The following is a 17434-nucleotide window of genomic DNA, read 5'->3' as shown; positions in this document are numbered from 1 at the left end:
AGATTAGGAGCGGGTAGTGGCGCTTGTCTGTCTACTTTATAGTGGATAAACTGTTAGTGGGTAAACTGTGTATCCGCTGGAAATGGAAAGCTGTCGATTTTTGCTAGACGCTTTTCGATACGACGCAGAATACCTTCTGATGATTCAACTTGTTTGATTGACTGAAACGCTTTGAGCAATAACGCTTTTTCTTTCGCGTATTCATTTTCTAACCGATAGATCGTGGCCAAACGTTCCACATATTCGTAATGGGTATAGTCAGTCTTGTTGATCAAAAAATGTAATAAATCTTTGGCTTTAGGATAATCTTCTTGTAAATAGAAGCTGATGGCTTCACGATATAATTTGATATCCAATTCTTCGATCGCATGTGGGTCGGCTTTCAAAGAGCGCCATTCATTGATAGAAATTTTTCGCACGACTTTACCGGTGGGATCTGTCAAAAAGATCACAGGTACGTCATTCGGATGTTTTAGATCTGGTTTGATTTTTTGCATGTCGCACCTCCTACAGTAGCATCGTGTTACAATTTGATACTTTCTCTTATTTTAAAAGGTAAAGGACCAAAAGTCTACATGAAGGTGTCAGAAAACTTTGATTTTTATCACATTCTCATTTTAAGCTTTTTTTCGCTGAAAGTGGTTGATCGCATCTGAGAAGCCCATAAATAACAGGATACCGCCAAAGATTTGGAAGAAGAACAGGACGGTTGAAAATGGGTTGAAGACCAAAATGATCCCAGCTGCAATGATTAGAAAGCTGACGATCAAGCCAATCAAATAAGGGGCACCACTTCGTTTTTGACTGAAATTGGCCATCAAACGTGTACAGCCGCTTATGGTGATCAAGATACCTAAAAAGAAAGGGATGATTGACAGCAACCCGCTAGCAAATATCAAAATAGCCGCAGCTGAAATCAACAATAGGATACCTGAAATATATTGGACTTGTCGATAGCCTTTTTTCTGGTCTTGATAGTTGCTGTATAGACTCATAATCCCTAAACAAGCAATGTAGCCTGCAACCAAATAGACGATCGTATCGAATACAGTGCGGGGGGCGATGAGAATGATTAGCCCGAAGACAATGTAAACCAAAGCTCTGATCAAATCATAGCGATATAATTTATCAAAAAATGCATTCATAAATGTTTCCTCCTTTTTTTTCCTATTGTAACGAATTATAGCGAAAATGGATACTATAAGACACAACTGGCAATTTATTTCTTTATTGAATCCACAATCTTTGATAAAATAGGGGAAAAGCTGAACGGAGAAACGTATGACAGGTTTAACACTATTGATGGCGCTATTTACGATCGTGCTTTTTCTTTTTTTGATACTCAGTCGACGCGAGATTCTGCTGCTAGCCAAAGAACGACCAGTAAGTAAAATCGCAATCGTTATATTTTCATTGGTGATTATTGTGGCGATGTTCTTAAATGATGACACGCTAGATCATCGGATCCGCGGTGTGATTTCAGGGTTTATTTTCCTTAGTTTTGCGCTGGACAGCAAAGGATTAGCCGATGATCGAATCATCATTCATCCTATGAATATCAAAGGGATCGTCTATCAAGACATTGAGCGCATTGTCTTGTTTCAAGAAGAAGGGCAACCTATCAAGATGAATTACTTTCGGCGGGGGATCCGCGGTCCATTGTTGAAATTCAAACAACCAATGGCAGAAATCGTGGTTTTTTTGAGTGAGCATTTGGCAGAGGGAACGCCAATCGATATCCTAGTGGATCAAGACGATCAATCCTAGAGCAAGACAGCACGTAACTTATAAGCGAAAAGACACAGTCCGATGGACTGTGTCTTTTCGCTTATTTCTTTTCGTTTATTTGATGACTAGGAAACGTTCGTCATCACTTAAAAATTCTTTTTCATTGGCTTCACTTTCTTTTGAGCCAAAGACCAATTGTGCCCGTAATTGCCAGTTTTCTGGAATCGACCATTCTTGTGCGACAGCGTCATCGATGACTGGATTGTAATGTTGCAAGTTGGCACCAAGACCAGCTTCTTCAAGTGCTACCCATGTATTTGATTGGGCGATACCATTTGATTGTTCTGCCCAAACAGGGAAGTTGTCCGCATACAGTGCGAATTGATCTTGCAGATTTTTGACTGTATCTGTATGGATAAAGAATAATACGGTACCGAAACCAGCTTTAAAACCAGCCAGTTTTTGTTTTGTTGCTTCGAAGGCTTCTGGCGGTGTCAAAGGCTCAAGTGCGGCTTCAGTCAATGACCATAATTTTTCATGGGCATCACCAAACAAAATCACGGCACGAGGAGATTGTGCATTAAATGCAGTCGGGCTGTTTTTGACTGCTTCTTTGATGATTGATTCAATATCTGTTTCAGAAAGTGTCACGTTTTTGCCTAATCCGTAGATTGAACGGCGTTTTTTGATTGTGTCTAAGAATGTCGTCATCTTATAACCACCTTTTTATAATATAGCGTTAGTATACATGCTTACTTAATGTTAGTAAATAAAAATGCTCAACAAAAAGCCCAGCTTACCACTGGACTTCTTGTACGGCTGTATTTATTGTGCATCAATGGCAATAAATTTAACGGTCACATATTCTTCAGGTCCATATTTGCCGTTTTCACGGCCAAACCCTGAATGCTTGACACCGCCAAAGGGTGCTGCGGGATTAGAGATGGCAATATCATTGACACCGACCATACCATATTGCAGTTTTTGCGCAGTATTGGAAATGGTTTGCAAGTTGGTTGAGAAGAAGTAAGAAGCAAGGCCAAAAACGGTATCATTGGCAGCTTCAACTACTGCTTCACGATCATCGAAAACAATCAATGGAATGACTGGTCCAAACGTTTCATCGTAATACATGTCCATATCCGGTGTAATCCCATCGATCACAGTTGGTTCGAAGAAATTTCCCTTCGCATAGGGAGCTTCAGTCATCTTATGACCACCAACTAAAATGGTGGCGCCTTTCTTTGTGGCGTCTGCTAATTGATCGACAACTTTATCTACGCCAGCCTCATTGATCATTGGGCCAACGGTGGGATCATCGGTACCAAATCCAACGGTGACCTCTTGCATTTTTTCGAGTAAACGTGTGGTAAATGTTTCTTTGATCGACGCTTCTACAAAGATGCGATTGGGTGAGGTACATACTTGGCCGTTGTTTCTAAATTTCGCCGCAATCAATTTATCGACAGCTAAGGAGATATCCGCATCACTAAAGACGATGAATGGTGCATGGCCACCTAACTCCATAGAAACTTTTTTCAAGGTAGGCGCGGCTTGCTCGTAAAGTTTCATGCCGACTTCAGTTGACCCAGTAAAGGTGATTTTTTTGACGATTTCATTTTCGGTCAATTCTTTGCCAATCTCAGCCGAAGAACCTAACAGAATATTGACTACACCGTCTGGCAACCCAGCACGTTGGAAAATATCACCTAGTGCTAAAGCAGAAAGCGGGGTTTCTTTTGATGGTTTCATAACTAATGTACATCCGACGGCGATCGCCGGAGCGATTTTGCGTGCGATCATATTGGATGGGAAGTTCCATGGTGTAATTGCACCTACGACACCTATGGCTTCTTTGCGGACCAACCAATGATTTTCTTCGGGTGCTGGAATGACTTCGCCATAGACACGTTGTGCTTCAGCCGCATTCCAACGAAAATTCTCGACATTCGATTGAATCTCAGCGGCTGCTTCTTTCACAGGTTTCCCTTGTTCCAAACTCATGATCAGCGCCAATCGGTCACTTTCTTCAGCCATCAAATCAGCTATTTTGTTCATATGGTCGGCACGTTCCTTAGGGGAGATGCGGGACCAAGTAGCGAACGCTTTCGCAGCAGCATCGATTGCGTCTTTGGTTTCCTTCGTGCTTCCTTGACTGACTTTGACCAGTTCTTCGTTGGTTGCCGGATCAATCACAGCTACTGCTTCTTGACTGCCCTCGATCCATTTGCCATTGATCAATAATTTTGTCGGTACTTCTGGTAATTGTCTGTTCACATTGGCACTTCCTTTCAAATTTATCCTACGTATAAAACCGTAGCATGGATTCGCTGATCTGACAATTTATATGCAAGGAAGCGGGCCATCAAATTTTTCTAAAGAAAGTTTTCCTTTCTCTCACGTTTGTGCCGTTTTATGTTAAAATAAATAAGAATGTTTGTTCGATTTTAGGCAAGAAATTAAAATGAAGCAACAGTTAAGGATGCGAAAATGATATGAAAGAAGTATTGAAAACAATTGGATTTATTGCGATTTTCGCGACTTTTCTTTTTTTACTCCGCCAGTATGTATTTACACCAGTGATCGTCAAAGGAGATTCGATGGACCCAACCTTGCATGATGGTGAGCGGGTGATTGCATTGAAACAAACAGACATCGAACATTTTGATATAATCACTTTTGTCGCACCAGATGATTCGGGTAAAAACTATATTAAGCGGGTCATCGGTTTGCCGGGGGATCAAGTGGTCTATCAGGATGACATGTTATATATCAACGGAACCGCCTATGATGAACCCTATTTAGACGACTTTAAAGCCAATCTCCAAGATGGATTTCCCTTGACAGATGATTTCGATATGTCATTATTTGACGAAACAGAAGTGCCAGAGGGAAAACTTTTGGTCTTGGGCGACAATCGACGTATTTCAAAAGATAGTCGGCAATTAGGGCTGATCGATGCGTCGGCGGTGCTGGGAGATGTGGTGTTTGTGTTTTGGCCCATCGCTGATTTTGGCCGCTTAAACGAGTGATGATTCAATGGAATACATATGTTAAACAACCATCAAAGGATCGAACGAAATGTGACGATCTGATTAGGAAAGGAGCCAATTATGAGTCTACGATTTATTATCGGCGACGGCCGCAGCGACCACGAACAAGCCATAATCACTGTGGCTAAAGAGTGGCTGCAAGAAGAACAGCAAGACGTGTTCTTCCTCGTGCCAAACTACAACAAATTCGAACGCGAGAGAGAAATCTTGCAAGGGTTGAAAGCAACACAATCAGGAGATTTCGCATCGATCCGCGGGCAAATCTATAGTTTTTATCGCTTGGCTTGGTATTATTTGCAGCAAACAGGATTATTGTCTCAAGGGGCGCTTTCTGAAAATGGTGCAACGATGATCATGCGCAAATTATTGTTGGACATGGAAGAAGAATTGATTTTATACCGTGGTGAAATCAACAAAAATGGGTTTGTGCAGCAGTTATTGGCCTTTTATCAAGAAATGCATACGAGTCAACTGAGTGTCGCCGATTTATTGGCAGGAGGCGGTTTGATCGACAGCCATACGGATGCCACCCGCAAGTTCTCAGAATTAGCGGCCATATTTCAACGCTTTGAAACGGAATTGCTAGAGCGTGGGGTGCAAGTAGATCAGCCAATCACATTATTGACTCGGTATTTAACTGGAGATGCACACGACCTTTCTATGTCAAATGACAGCCCCAACCGCTATACGCCTGATTTGAGCAAGACATTGTTTGTAATCAATGGGTTCTCAACTTTTTCAACGCAAGAACAACAATTGATCAATGTATTGATGGAGAAAGGGCATGTAGCCATTGATTTAATGCTGGATCGTCCGTATACGAACGGATTGCCATCGCCTTTGGATTTGTTCTATGAAGCTGGGCGCAGTTATTTTCAATTTTTCCAATATGCCAAAGAGAACGGAATCAAGTTGTATCTTGATCAGAAATTGCCGCCGATGGACAGTCAATCAGTGCAAAAGGCAGCGTACCTTGAATTAGAAACCTTCTGGCGGGAAACGCAATCTCAAGGACATTATCAGCAAAAGTCAGCTTTAGAACCCCACTTGTCATTATGGAAAATGGGTAATCCTGAAGAAGAAGTCCGGCAAATCGCAGCTGAGATCCGTCGTTTGATGAGTGAAAAAAATGACGCCTCGCCTATGCGCTATCGGGATATTCAGTTGCTGGTTGCAGAACCAGAGATCTATCATCAATATATCCCCAAAATATTTACGGAATATGAGATTCCTTTCTATATAGATGAAGAACAAATGATGGCGCAACATCCTTTGGTTGAATTCTTAAACGCTTTTTTTGCTTGCAGGCAATATGGGTACCGTCTACGGGATGTCTTTCGTCTATTACGGACCGAATTGTATTTGCCCCATTCGTTTCAAGAAGAAGGAGATTGGCAGGCGGCTCGGGATCGTTTCCGACAGCTGACAGATATGACGGAGAATCAAGCGTTGGCCCACGATTTCCAAGGTGCAGTTTGGACCAGAGCGGAAGATTGGACTTTGGCAGCCTATTCAATTGATGCACAAGAACAAACAGCTATCTCTGAACTGACGGCATACACCAATCAGTTGCGACAGGCTTTTCGGACAGACATTGCGGACAGTTTACAAGCTTTGACCCAAGTGAAAACCAATCAAGAGGCTGTGAAAGGGCTGTATTTATTTTTGATTCAATCTGGTGTCGACACGCAATTGCGGTATTGGCGGGACCAAGCAATCGATCAAGGGAAGCTAGATCAAGCCCGCAATCATGAGCAAGCGTGGCAGGCATTGATGGATCTCTTGGATGAATATATCACCGTATATGGTGAAGATCCTTTTGATGTTGATTTGTTTGAAGATATTGTGATGACAGGGTTAGAAACTGTCACTTTCGGCAAAATCCCGACGGCCATCGATCAAGTCAACATCAACCGCCATGACCTCGCGCGTCCTCGACAAAGTAAAATCACTTTTGCTTTAGGTTTGAATGAAAGTGCACTGCCGAGAAAAATCGAGAACCATACATTGCTGACCAATGAAGAGCGACAACAATTCAATCAGCACTTTGCTGGAGAAAAATATCTGCGAGATACGATCATTGAAGGCAGCGTCAAAGAACCGTTCTTGTTTTATGGGATATTACTGTCAGCAACAGATCATTTGTATTTGTCCTATGCTTGTAATTTCGATACACAGCAAAATATCAAACAATCTCCCTATTTAGAACGGATCACGCAGCGGACAACTAGCCGCTTTGTCGACCGTGGGTTCTTGTCCTTGACCAGTCCGCCAGACTATTATGTCGGCACGTACCGTAGTTTGATTTATCAAATCAATAATCTGAGCCAACAGGCCAACAAAAACAAAATGCATTTACCGTCTGTTTGGCAAACACTTAAGCAGCGATTATTGGCTACCCAGTGGCATGATTTGGCGCATAAAGTCTTTGAGAGTCAGACCCATCAGAATATACCCGTTCCTATGTCACAAGACCAAGCAGCTGCACTTTATGGTTCGTCGATCTACAGTTCGATTTCGCAGATGGAGACCTTCTATCAATGTGAATATAAATATTTTGTTAGTTATGGTTTGCGTCTGAAGGAACGTGATATTTATGGCTTGAGTCCAGCCATGACTGGAGAGTTTTTCCATGATGCGTTAGACCGTTTTGTCAAAGTACTGATCACGGAAAATATCTCATTGATACAATTGACTGCTGATCAGAAAACACAGTTTGTGGAAGCAGTCTTGCAAGAAATATTCGGTGAAAGCCGCTATCGCTTACTCACAAGTTCTGCGCGGATGAACTTTATACGTTATCAGTTGGGCAAAACCATTCAACGAGTGGCCTGGGCTTTGATGCGACAAGGTCAGAAAATGCATTTTTCACCGGAAAAAACAGAAGTATTATTCGGTCAGATTGCAGGTTCCAATGGCATCAATGGTATTGAATTGCCATTAAGTTCGGGGGGGGAACTTCATGTACGGGGAAAAATCGACCGGGTAGACACCGCGCAAAGTGAGGAAGAACAATGGCTATCTGTTGTGGATTACAAATCCAGCAGCCGAGATTTTGATTTGTCAGAAGCCTATTATGGGTTGGCGATGCAGTTGATCACTTATTTGGATGTTGCGTTGACAGATGCTGTGCAATTGGTTGGCTCCACCAATGTTCATCCTGCCGGTGCCTATTATCTGCATGTGCATGACCCATTATTAGATGGTCAAGAAGCCGATGAGGATGAACGGCTGAAACGCTTTAAATACGATGGATTATTCATAGACGAGCCATCCGTATTCCCATTACTAGACCAAGAAGTAGAAACCAGCAAGAATTCACTGATCTTTCCTATTCGCAAAGACAAAAATGATGTGTATCAAAAAACAGCTCAAGCCAAGAACAAGTTTTATACCGAGGATGAGTTGGACTTGCTGCGGGGGCACAATCGCAAAAATATGCAACAAAGTGCTGAAAGGCTGCTTAGTGGGGATATCGCGCTGAATCCTTCTTACAAAATAAAGGATAAGAAGCGTGCGTGTGAATTTTGTCCCTTCCGCAGTATCTGCGAATTTGATGTTTTGTTAAAAGAAAATGACTACCATAGATTAGAAAACTTATCTAAAGAAGAAATTATACAACGCTTAAGGGAGGAAGAGCATGAGTAAGATCCCTTTAAAACCGCAAAATGAAACCTTTACGGATACTCAGTGGCAAGCTATTTTTGACCATGGGGACAACCTATTGGTCTCTGCTTCGGCTGGTTCCGGGAAAACGACCGTTTTGGTGCGGCGTGTCATTGAAAAGCTGAAAGCTGGCACGACAGTAGATGCTTTGTTGATCGTGACCTTTACCGAAGCTGCGGCCAGAGAAATGAAAGAACGGATCGAACAGGCTTTGCACGAGGCCATCAATCAAGAAAGTGACCCAGAACGGCGTCAGCATTTTGTGCGTCAATTGCAGCTGCTTCCCACAGCAAACATCTCGACATTGCATGCATTTTGTTTGACAGTGATTCGACGCTTTTATTATTTGATCGATCTAGATCCGAATTTTCGTATGCTAACGGATGAAACGGAAACACTGCTGATGAAAGAAGAGATTTGGACTCAATTGCGGGATCAGCAATATGAAGAAAATGACGAAGCGTTTTTCAAACTAACTGAAAACTTTGCCAGCGATCGCTCGGACGAAGGGGTTGGTGATCTGATCATGTCATTATATGATTTTGCCCGTGCCAATCCAGATCCGATTCATTGGTTGCAACATTTGGCAGACCAATACCTAGTAGCGGGTACTTTTGCGGATCAACCGCTGTATCGATCACTCATCAAGCCCATGTTACAAGATACTTTGCAGACCGCGCATTCTTTGGTCACTGCTGCCAAAGACTTAGCCGATCCTTCGCCTGAGATGGACAAAGCGGCTGCTGTATTGCAGCAAGATCTCTCATTGGTTGAGCAGCTGCAAGCAATGGTTCAAGCGGATCAAGTAGACGGCTTCTATGAAAGTATCCAAAAACCGAATTACGCCCGCTATCCAAGCTTTCGCAAAGCAGAACAAAAAGAATTGTCGCAAGAGATCAAGCCGTTACGAGATGATGCCAAAAAAATGGTCGAGCAGTTGAAAGCATACTTTCCTTATCCACCGGCAGACATGATTGGCCTGTTGGAAAAATCAGCACCGATCGTGGACAAAATGGCAGAAATGACGGCAGCGTTTATGGCTGCTTTTCAAGAACGCAAATTGGCTACAGGACGCTTAGACTTTAATGATCTAGAACATTTTGCGTTGCAGATTTTGCAAGGGTCAGGTGATGGCAACGAGGCTGCTGTGTATTACCGTGATCGCTTTGCTGAAGTATTGGTAGACGAATACCAAGATGTCAATCGTTTGCAAGAAGCCCTGTTGTACTGGGTCCGGCAAGTAGACAGCAATCCTGGCAATATGTTTATGGTCGGTGATGTCAAACAATCGATCTATTCCTTTCGTTTAGCAGATCCAACGCTCTTTATTGAAAAATACATGGATTTTGAAACGGAGAAGGGTGGTCGCCGGATCGTTTTGGCGGAAAATTTCCGGTCCCGTTCCGATGTCTTAGATTTTACCAATTTGGTTTTTCAACAATTAATGGATACCCGTGTTGGACAAATCCCTTATGATGAGGCGGCTGCCTTAGTGACGGGATTCCCACATTTTCCTGACAGCGATGCGTATCAGACAGAAATCTTGCTTTATGAAAAAGAACAAGGTGATGCACCTTCATTGATTGATGACAAAACAGAAGGTGAATTGCATATCACCGCATTGAAAATTCGCGGGTTGATCGATGATCAGTTTATGATCTACGACAAAAAAACCAAAGAAAATCGACCAGTTACCTACAGTGATATCGTCTTGTTGACACCGACAAGAAAGAACAATCTGGTCATCTTGGATGTCTTCAAAAAATTCGGTTTGCCATTGGCTGTCAACGACGCCCAAAACTATTTTCAAGCAACAGAAATCCAAACGATCGTTTCGCTGTTGCAGATCATTGATAATCCGTATCAAGACATCCCGTTGGTTGCTGTATTGCGCTCGCCGATAGTTGGGCTGACCGAAGATCAATTGGCTGAGATCCGTATGGCGGATCGCATGGGGGAATATTACGCTGCGTTGCTGACCTATCATCAAGAACATTTGCAAGAAGAAACTGTATTGGCTCAACGTGTCCGCGATTTTTTGACCGCTCTTGCGCAATGGCGTGAAGACGCACGCCGCAGTACGATTCCGGATTTATTATGGCGTATTTATCAAGAAACTGCTTACTTGGATTACGTGGTCGGCTTGCCGGCAGGTCAGCAGCGTTATGCAAATCTTGTAGCATTGATCCATCGCGCAGAGAAGTATGAAAAAAGCAGTTTTCGCGGCTTGTACCAATTTATTCGTTTTGTGGAAAAGATGCAGGAAAAGAACAAAGACCTTGCGGAACCATTGGCTACACCCGTCGAAAATGCCGTCCGCGTCATGACAGTTCACGCCAGCAAAGGATTAGAGTTTCCAGTGGTCTTTTTGCTGGATACGACAAAGTTCTTCAATTATCAAGACTTTCAAAAACGATATATCTTTGAAGAAAGTCTCGGTGCTGGCATTCAATACATCGATGCTGCCGAAAATATCAAGTATGAAACCCTGCCCTTCCAAGCAATCAAACAGGTTCGTTTAAAAAAGGCGCTCTCAGAAGAAATGCGTAAGCTCTATGTAGCGCTGACCAGAGCAGAGCAGAAACTTTATTTGGTTGGTTCTTACAAAAACCAAGAAGAAGGCTTCAAAGCTTGGCAGGCAGGCTTGACTCAAAAAGACCTTGTCCTTGATCCGGCATTGCGCTTGGTGGCGCGGGGAAGTTTGATGGACTGGATCGGTCGGACATTGATGCGTCACCCCGATATGGAAGCCGTCTTCCCAGAAGCGACGGATCGTAAGCGAACGATTCATCATCCGGCCCATTTCTCGATCACTTGGTGGAATCAAGAGGCACTTTCCGTAGAAAGCGCCCCCCTTGAAGTGACAGAAGAAACAGAGGTCGAAAGCAGCAATGACGTTGCTTTGGATGATTTGACGAAGCGTTTAGCCTATCAGTACATGTACCCTAAAGCAACAGAAACGACCAGTTATCAATCTGTGTCAGAATTAAAACGGTTGTACAATGATCCTGATGACCAACAGACGACATTGCTGGCTTGGCAAAGCGCATCAGAAAAAACACAGCAGCAACACCGCTATGTTCAAGACACGTTGGCTACACCAAAATTTATGCAAGACATTGAACCACAGGCGGCAACGATCGGTACAGCGACCCATACGGTTCTGCAGATGCTGCCGTTGGGGGAAACACCTACACGAGAATCCTTGACAGGTCTAATTGATCAATTGGTAGAAAACCGATTTTTTTCTGAAGAAATCGCCAAACAAATTGACCGCGAGAGTATTTTATGGTTTTATCATACTGAACTAGGTGAAAAAGTGTTGCAGTATTCAAATAGGGTCAAACGAGAACAGCCATTTTCGATGCTGAAAGAGGCGGATACGATTTTTGAAGGATTCGATGAACCGGATGCACAACTATTGATCCATGGCATCATTGATGGCTATATCGAATTACCAGATGAAATCATTTTGTATGATTTCAAAACTGATGATACATTCGGCAACGAAGAACAGATGATCCAAAAAATGAAAGATCGTTATTATGGACAGTTGAAATTGTATAGTCAAGCCCTTGAAAAAGCGTTGCACAAACCTGTTCGCCAGACGTTCCTTGTCTTATTGCGCGCGCAAAAGGTCCTTGATTTTTCTTGAGACAAGCCGTGTTTCTTACAATTCGTAAGCAATGTGCTATAATAAACAAAAGAGGTGATGGAGAATGTTAAAAGCAGAAACGGATTATGCCCTTTGTCCCAAGTTCGAGAAAGCATTTTCGATTTTAGGGAAAAAGTGGAATGGCTTGATCATTGATGTCCTTCTTGAAGATGGCAAACAAAGATTTGTTGACTTAGCCAATAAAATCCCTCAAGTAAGTGATCGTGTATTAGTGGAACGATTGAAAGAACTAGAGCGGGAAGACATTGTCTGCAAAGAAAGCAATCTATACTGCTTGACACCAAGAGGGGTCGCATTAGAAAATAGTATGATGAGTGTGAAGCGTTGGGCAGAAAATTGGGTATCTGAGTCAGAATGCAGTTGATTTATGTGTAGTTTTTAGGTAAACTAGCATTAAATGAATAGTTGAAAAAGCGATGATAGAAGCTAGTAATTTAGCCGGATCAGTCAAGGGAGATATGCCATAGACTGCAAGCAGATCCTGTATCCACTAAATGAATTTCACTTCTGGAGCTTACTGATTCGTCAGTCGGCAGTATTCTTGTCGTTAATTGAAGTGAGTGCGCAGCAAATTGCTGCGAATGAGGATGGTAACACGAAGACGTCGTTCCTTTTAGAGGACACGTCTTTTTTTGTTGCCAAAAATCCCGTCCGTCATATGTCGAGGAGAAAATAACCGCCGTTTGCCACTATTCATATTTAGAAGGAGGAGACTTATGTCTTTACAAGAGAAATTAGAAGCCTTGAAAGAATCAACGCTTCTTAAGATCAATGAAAGCACCACAATCAAAGACCTGAATCAGATCAGAGTCGATGTCTTAGGTAAAAAGGGACCAATCACAGAAGTATTGCGGGGAATGAAGGATTTATCCGCTGAGGAACGGCCAAAAGTCGGCAGCTATGCCAATGAGATCCGTGACCGTCTAACAGAAGCTGTTGAGTCGGCAAAAAGCAACTTAGAAGCAGCAGCACTTGAGAAAGCGTTGGCTGAAGAAGCAATCGATGTGACATTGCCAGGGAAAGTGATGCGGCAAGGTACCCGTCACGTATTGACACAAATCATGGAAGAAATCGAAGATATTTTCGTAGGAATGGGCTATCAGGTCGTTGAAGGCTTTGAAGTCGAAAACGACCACTACAATTTTGAGCGCATGAATCTACCGAAAGATCACCCTGCACGCGACATGCAGGATACCTTCTATATTTCTGATGAAATCTTGATTCGGACCCATACATCACCTGTACAAGCACGGACAATGGAAACCCATGACTTCAGCAAAGGCCCATTGCGGATGATTTCGCCTGGGAAAGTCTTTCGTCGCGATACCGATGATGCCACACATAGTCATCAATTCCACCAGATCGAAGGATTGGTCATTGACAAAAATGTGACCATGGGTGATTTAAAAGGAACACTAGAAGTGATGATGCAAAAGATGTTTGGTGAAGACCGGGAGATCCGTTTGCGTCCAAGTTATTTCCCATTTACTGAACCTTCTGTTGAAGTGGATGTCAGCTGCTTCAAATGTGGCGGTGCCGGCTGTAATGTCTGCAAGCACACAGGCTGGATCGAGATTCTTGGCGCTGGGATGGTGCATCCGAACGTGTTAGAAATGTCGGGGATCGATCCAACGACCTATTCTGGGTTTGCTTTTGGCTTAGGGCCAGATCGCGTCGCTATGTTACGTTATGGTGTCAACGATATCCGTCAATTTTATACCAATGATCTTCGGTTTATCAGTCAGTTCAAGGGGGAATGAATAAATGTTAGTATCTTATAAATGGTTAAATGAATACCTTGACCTGTCAACTGTTACGCCAAAAGAATTGGCAGACAAAATGTCAGTGACAGGCATTGAAGTAGAAGGCATCGACGTGCCTGAAGAAGGATTAAAGAAAATCGTCGTTGGTGAAGTTGTGGCTTGTGAACCGCATCCGGATTCTGATCATTTGTCGATCTGCCAAGTCAACATCGGCGATGAAGTCACTCAAATCGTTTGCGGTGCGCCGAATGTCAAAAGTGGCATCAAGGCGATCGTTGCCTTGCCAGGGTCACGCATCACTGGCAATGTCAAAATCAAAAAAGGCAAAATGCGCGGTCAAGTATCCAATGGGATGATTTGTTCACTACAAGAACTGGGCTATAGCGACAGTGTGATTCCGAAAGAATACGCAGAAGGCATTTACTACTTGCCAGCGGATGCCATTGCTGGAGAACCAGTATTTCCATATTTAGATATGGACGATCATTTGATTGAATTATCGATTACACCTAATCGTGCCGATGCATTGAGTATGCGGGGTGTCGCCTATGAAGTGGGGGCAATCTATCGTCAAACACCGCATTTTCCTGCATTTGATCTAAAGGAAGCAGATACAGCTGCATCGTCTAAAATCAAAGTCACTGTGACAGACGAAGCAGACACGCCTGCTTATCAAATTCGAATCATTGAACATGTGACGATCGCGCCAAGTCCGCAATGGTTGCAAAACCGCTTGATGAATGAAGGCATCCGACCTATCAACAATGTGGTGGATGTGACCAACTATATCCTGTTGCTGTTTGGTCAACCATTGCATGCTTTTGATTACCAAAAGTTGAACAGCCAAGAAATTTTGGTGCGACGTGGGAAAGATGCAGAAACATTGGTGACCCTTGACGGCGAATCTCGCACAGTATCCAACGATGATATTGTGATCACAAATGGCCAAGTGCCAGTTGCGTTAGCAGGTGTTATGGGCGGATTAGACGCTGAAATCACCGGAACTACTACGACTGTGGCGTTAGAAGCAGCTTTATTTGATCCATTGGCGATTCGTTTGACATCTAAGAAATTCAACTTGCGCAGTGAATCTTCTGCACGGTTTGAAAAGGGCATCAACCAAGCAACAGTTGCTGCTGCATGTGATGCGGCCGCTGCGATGATTGCTGAATTAGCAGGTGGCGAAGTGTTGAAAGATGCCGTTGAAGGTTCAAAAGTGACAATCGAACCTGTGACAGTATCTATCACATTAGAACGCATCAATCGTTATTTAGGTACAACCATCGATGCAGCTGAAGTCGAAGAAATTTTTGCAGCTTTAGGTTTTGATACAACCATAAGTGGAGAGACCTATCAGGTTTCTGTACCGCCTCGCCGCTGGGATATCAGTATCGAAGCAGACATCATTGAAGAAGTGGCGCGGATCTATGGATACGATCGCTTGCCTTCCACATTGCCTTCCGGTGAAACAGTCGCAGGACGTTTGACACGTGAGCAACTGTTGACCCGTTCGATTCGAACGATTCTTGAAGGAAGCGGGGTCAGTGAAGCAATCAGCTATGCGTTGACCACTGAAGAAAAAGCGCAGCAGTTTACCTTCACAGACAGCCACGTTACTCGATTAGACTGGCCAATGACAGAAGATCGTGCAGTTTTGCGCTTGAATCTGATCGCAGGTTTATTAGATGATCTCGCCTACAATTTGGCCCGTAAAAACAGCAACGTGGCACTATATGAGATTGGCCGTGTCTTTAAACAAACTGGGGACAGCAAAAAAGAATTGCCGACAGAAGTCAATCATTTGAGCATCGCTGTAACTGGCAATGTCCACAACAAAGACTGGCAATCAGAAGCCCAAAAAGTAGATTTCTATCATGTGAAAGGGATGTTAGAAAACCTATTCGCACAATTAGGTTTGAGGACACGTATCACCTATATTCCAACGGATTCATTGAAAGAGATGCATCCAGGACGGACAGCGTTGATCTTATTGGATGAAGAAGTCATTGGCTTTGTTGGCCAAATCCACCCCACAACTGCGAAAGGTTATGAGGTCACTGAAACCTATGCAGCAGAGTTAGACTTAGATCAACTCTTGAAAGAGACCTCTGAACAAACGGTCTATCAAACTGTTTCAAAATATCCTGCTGTCAATCGCGATATTGCATTATTACTCAGTGAGCAAGTGGACAACCAATCAGTGGTTGCTGCAATTCGTGCGGCAGCCGGACGGTTCTTGCAAGATGTACGCCTATTCGATGTCTATCAAGGCAAAAATATTGAAGCAGGCAAAAAATCTTTGGCCTATAGTTTGACCTTTGTCAATCCAGAAGCGACATTGACGGAAGAGGAAATCAATCAATCGATGACCAAAATCACCAAGAATCTAGAAGAAACATTACAAGCAGAAGTACGTTAAAATAGATTTTCGTAAACAAAAAAATCACACACGGCACTGACCGTTCTGTGATTTTTTTGCTGTTTTCTTTACGATTATGGCGATTAGGCGAAATAGTTGATGCCCATCGCTTTTTTGACTTCAGAGAGGGTTTGTGCTGCAACTTTTTCGGCTTGCTGACTGCCAAGTTTCAGTAAATTCATGACTTCGGCAGGATCCTTGGCGAAGGTTTCGCGACGGGCGCGAATCGGTGCAAATTCAGCTTCAAGGACATCGATCAAATAGCGTTTGATTTTAACGTCACCCAAACCGCCTTGACGATAATGGTCCTTCAATTCGGCAATTTTTTCTTTGTCCGTACCGAAGACATCAAGGTAAGTGAAGACCATGTTGCCTTCTACTTGGCCAGGATCATTGACATGAATATGGTTTGGATCTGTATACATACTCATGACTTTCTTTTGCAATACATCGGCTGAATCAGCCAAGTAAATGCCGTTGTTCAATGATTTGCTCATTTTTCCATTGCCATCGATCCCTGCAAGACGCCCCATTCCTTTGGGCGGTAAGACCGCTTTGGGTTCAACCAATACTTCTTGATAGGTAGTATTAAAGCTATGGACGATTTCTTGAGCTTGCTCCAACATCGGCTTTTGGTCTTCGCCGACAGGGACTAGGTTGGCTTTGAAGGCCGTGATATCTGCTGCTTGAGAAACTGGATAAATAAAGAAGCCAGATGGTACACCTTCACCAAATTTCTTTTGTTCGATTTCCGCTTTGACCGTTGGGTTGCGTCGCACCCGAGCAACACTGACTAGATTAAGATAGTACATGGTCAACTCAGAAAGTTGCGGAATTTGCGACTGGATAAATAAAGTAGTCTTTGCAGGATCGATACCTACCGCCAAGTAGTCTAAAGCAACTTCTAATATATTTGCGGAGACTTTTTCCGGTGTTTTGGCATTGTCTGTTAAGGCCTGCATATCTGCCACCATGACAAAGAGTTGATTATCCGGATCAGCTTGCATTTCGACCCGTTTTTTTAGTGAGCCCACATAATGACCAAGATGTAATTTTCCGGTCGGGCGATCGCCTGTTAAAATTGTATTCACGTTTCATCCACCTTTACCATTCTATATGGTTTATCTTA

Annotated in this window: 12 protein-coding genes; 7 read left to right on the top strand and 5 right to left on the bottom strand. The window is 43.2% G+C overall.

The annotated features are described in order from the left end of the window. Positions 1 to 53: 53 nt before the first annotated feature. Both A5886_RS08185 and A5886_RS08180 read right to left on the bottom strand, forming a co-directional pair. Entirely contained in the window at positions 54 to 497 is a 444-nt protein-coding gene (locus A5886_RS08185; protein ID WP_086274501.1) for a hypothetical protein, read from the bottom strand. Positions 498 to 617: 120 nt separating this feature from the next. Next, a complete protein-coding gene (locus A5886_RS08180; RefSeq protein ID WP_086274500.1) occupies positions 618 to 1145 on the bottom strand; it encodes an HdeD family acid-resistance protein in 528 nt (175 codons plus the stop codon). Between the two features lie 136 nt (positions 1146 to 1281). Here A5886_RS08180 and A5886_RS08175 point away from each other — a divergent pair, with 136 nt between their 5' ends. Next, positions 1282 to 1767 (top strand): hypothetical protein, encoded by a 486-nt coding sequence (locus tag A5886_RS08175; protein ID WP_086274499.1) that lies wholly within the window; start codon positions 1282 to 1284, stop codon positions 1765 to 1767. Positions 1768 to 1842: 75 nt separating this feature from the next. Here A5886_RS08175 and A5886_RS08170 read toward each other — a convergent pair whose 3' ends face one another. Together A5886_RS08170 and A5886_RS08165 are read right to left on the bottom strand one after the other, a co-directional pair. Continuing rightward, positions 1843 to 2439 (bottom strand): nitroreductase family protein, encoded by a 597-nt coding sequence (locus A5886_RS08170; protein WP_086274498.1) that lies wholly within the window; start codon positions 2437 to 2439, stop codon positions 1843 to 1845. 114 nt (positions 2440 to 2553) lie between these two features. Next, positions 2554 to 4005: an NAD-dependent succinate-semialdehyde dehydrogenase gene (locus A5886_RS08165; protein WP_086274497.1), complete on the bottom strand. Its 1452-nt coding sequence runs from the start codon at positions 4003 to 4005 to the stop codon at positions 2554 to 2556. Positions 4006 to 4223: 218 nt separating this feature from the next. On the opposite strand from A5886_RS08165, the gene lepB reads away from it, so the two are divergent. From lepB to pheT, 6 genes are all read left to right on the top strand, one after another. Continuing rightward, entirely contained in the window at positions 4224 to 4760 is a 537-nt protein-coding gene (gene lepB / locus A5886_RS08160) for a signal peptidase I (RefSeq protein WP_086274496.1), read from the top strand. Between the two features lie 81 nt (positions 4761 to 4841). After that, complete coding sequence (locus tag A5886_RS08155) at positions 4842 to 8429, top strand: PD-(D/E)XK nuclease family protein (protein WP_086274495.1); 3588 nt, start codon at positions 4842 to 4844, stop codon at positions 8427 to 8429. Further along, positions 8422 to 12102: a helicase-exonuclease AddAB subunit AddA gene (gene addA, locus A5886_RS08150; RefSeq protein ID WP_086274494.1), complete on the top strand. Its 3681-nt coding sequence runs from the start codon at positions 8422 to 8424 to the stop codon at positions 12100 to 12102. Before A5886_RS08155 ends, addA begins: the two co-directional genes overlap by 8 nt. A gap of 64 nt (positions 12103 to 12166) precedes the next feature. Next, positions 12167 to 12487, top strand: coding sequence for a winged helix-turn-helix transcriptional regulator (locus A5886_RS08145; RefSeq protein ID WP_086274493.1), 321 nt, complete (start codon positions 12167 to 12169; stop codon positions 12485 to 12487). 352 nt (positions 12488 to 12839) lie between these two features. Continuing rightward, positions 12840 to 13883: a phenylalanine--tRNA ligase subunit alpha gene (pheS, locus tag A5886_RS08140; RefSeq protein WP_086274492.1), complete on the top strand. Its 1044-nt coding sequence runs from the start codon at positions 12840 to 12842 to the stop codon at positions 13881 to 13883. A 4-nt stretch (positions 13884 to 13887) separates the two neighbouring features. Then, positions 13888 to 16305 carry a phenylalanine--tRNA ligase subunit beta gene (gene pheT, locus A5886_RS08135; protein ID WP_086274491.1) on the top strand — a complete coding sequence of 806 codons (2418 nt, stop codon included), beginning with the start codon at positions 13888 to 13890 and terminating at the stop codon, positions 16303 to 16305. A gap of 83 nt (positions 16306 to 16388) precedes the next feature. Here pheT and trpS read toward each other — a convergent pair whose 3' ends face one another. Further along, entirely contained in the window at positions 16389 to 17396 is a 1008-nt protein-coding gene (gene trpS / locus A5886_RS08130; RefSeq protein ID WP_086274490.1) for a tryptophan--tRNA ligase, read from the bottom strand. Positions 17397 to 17434 lie beyond the last annotated feature (38 nt).

The organism is Candidatus Enterococcus testudinis (genome assembly GCF_002140915.1).
Lineage (GTDB): Bacteria > Bacillota > Bacilli > Lactobacillales > Enterococcaceae > Enterococcus_D > Enterococcus_D testudinis.
Note: the sequence above shows the minus strand (reverse complement) of the source record. Positions and strands in the feature narration are given on the sequence as shown.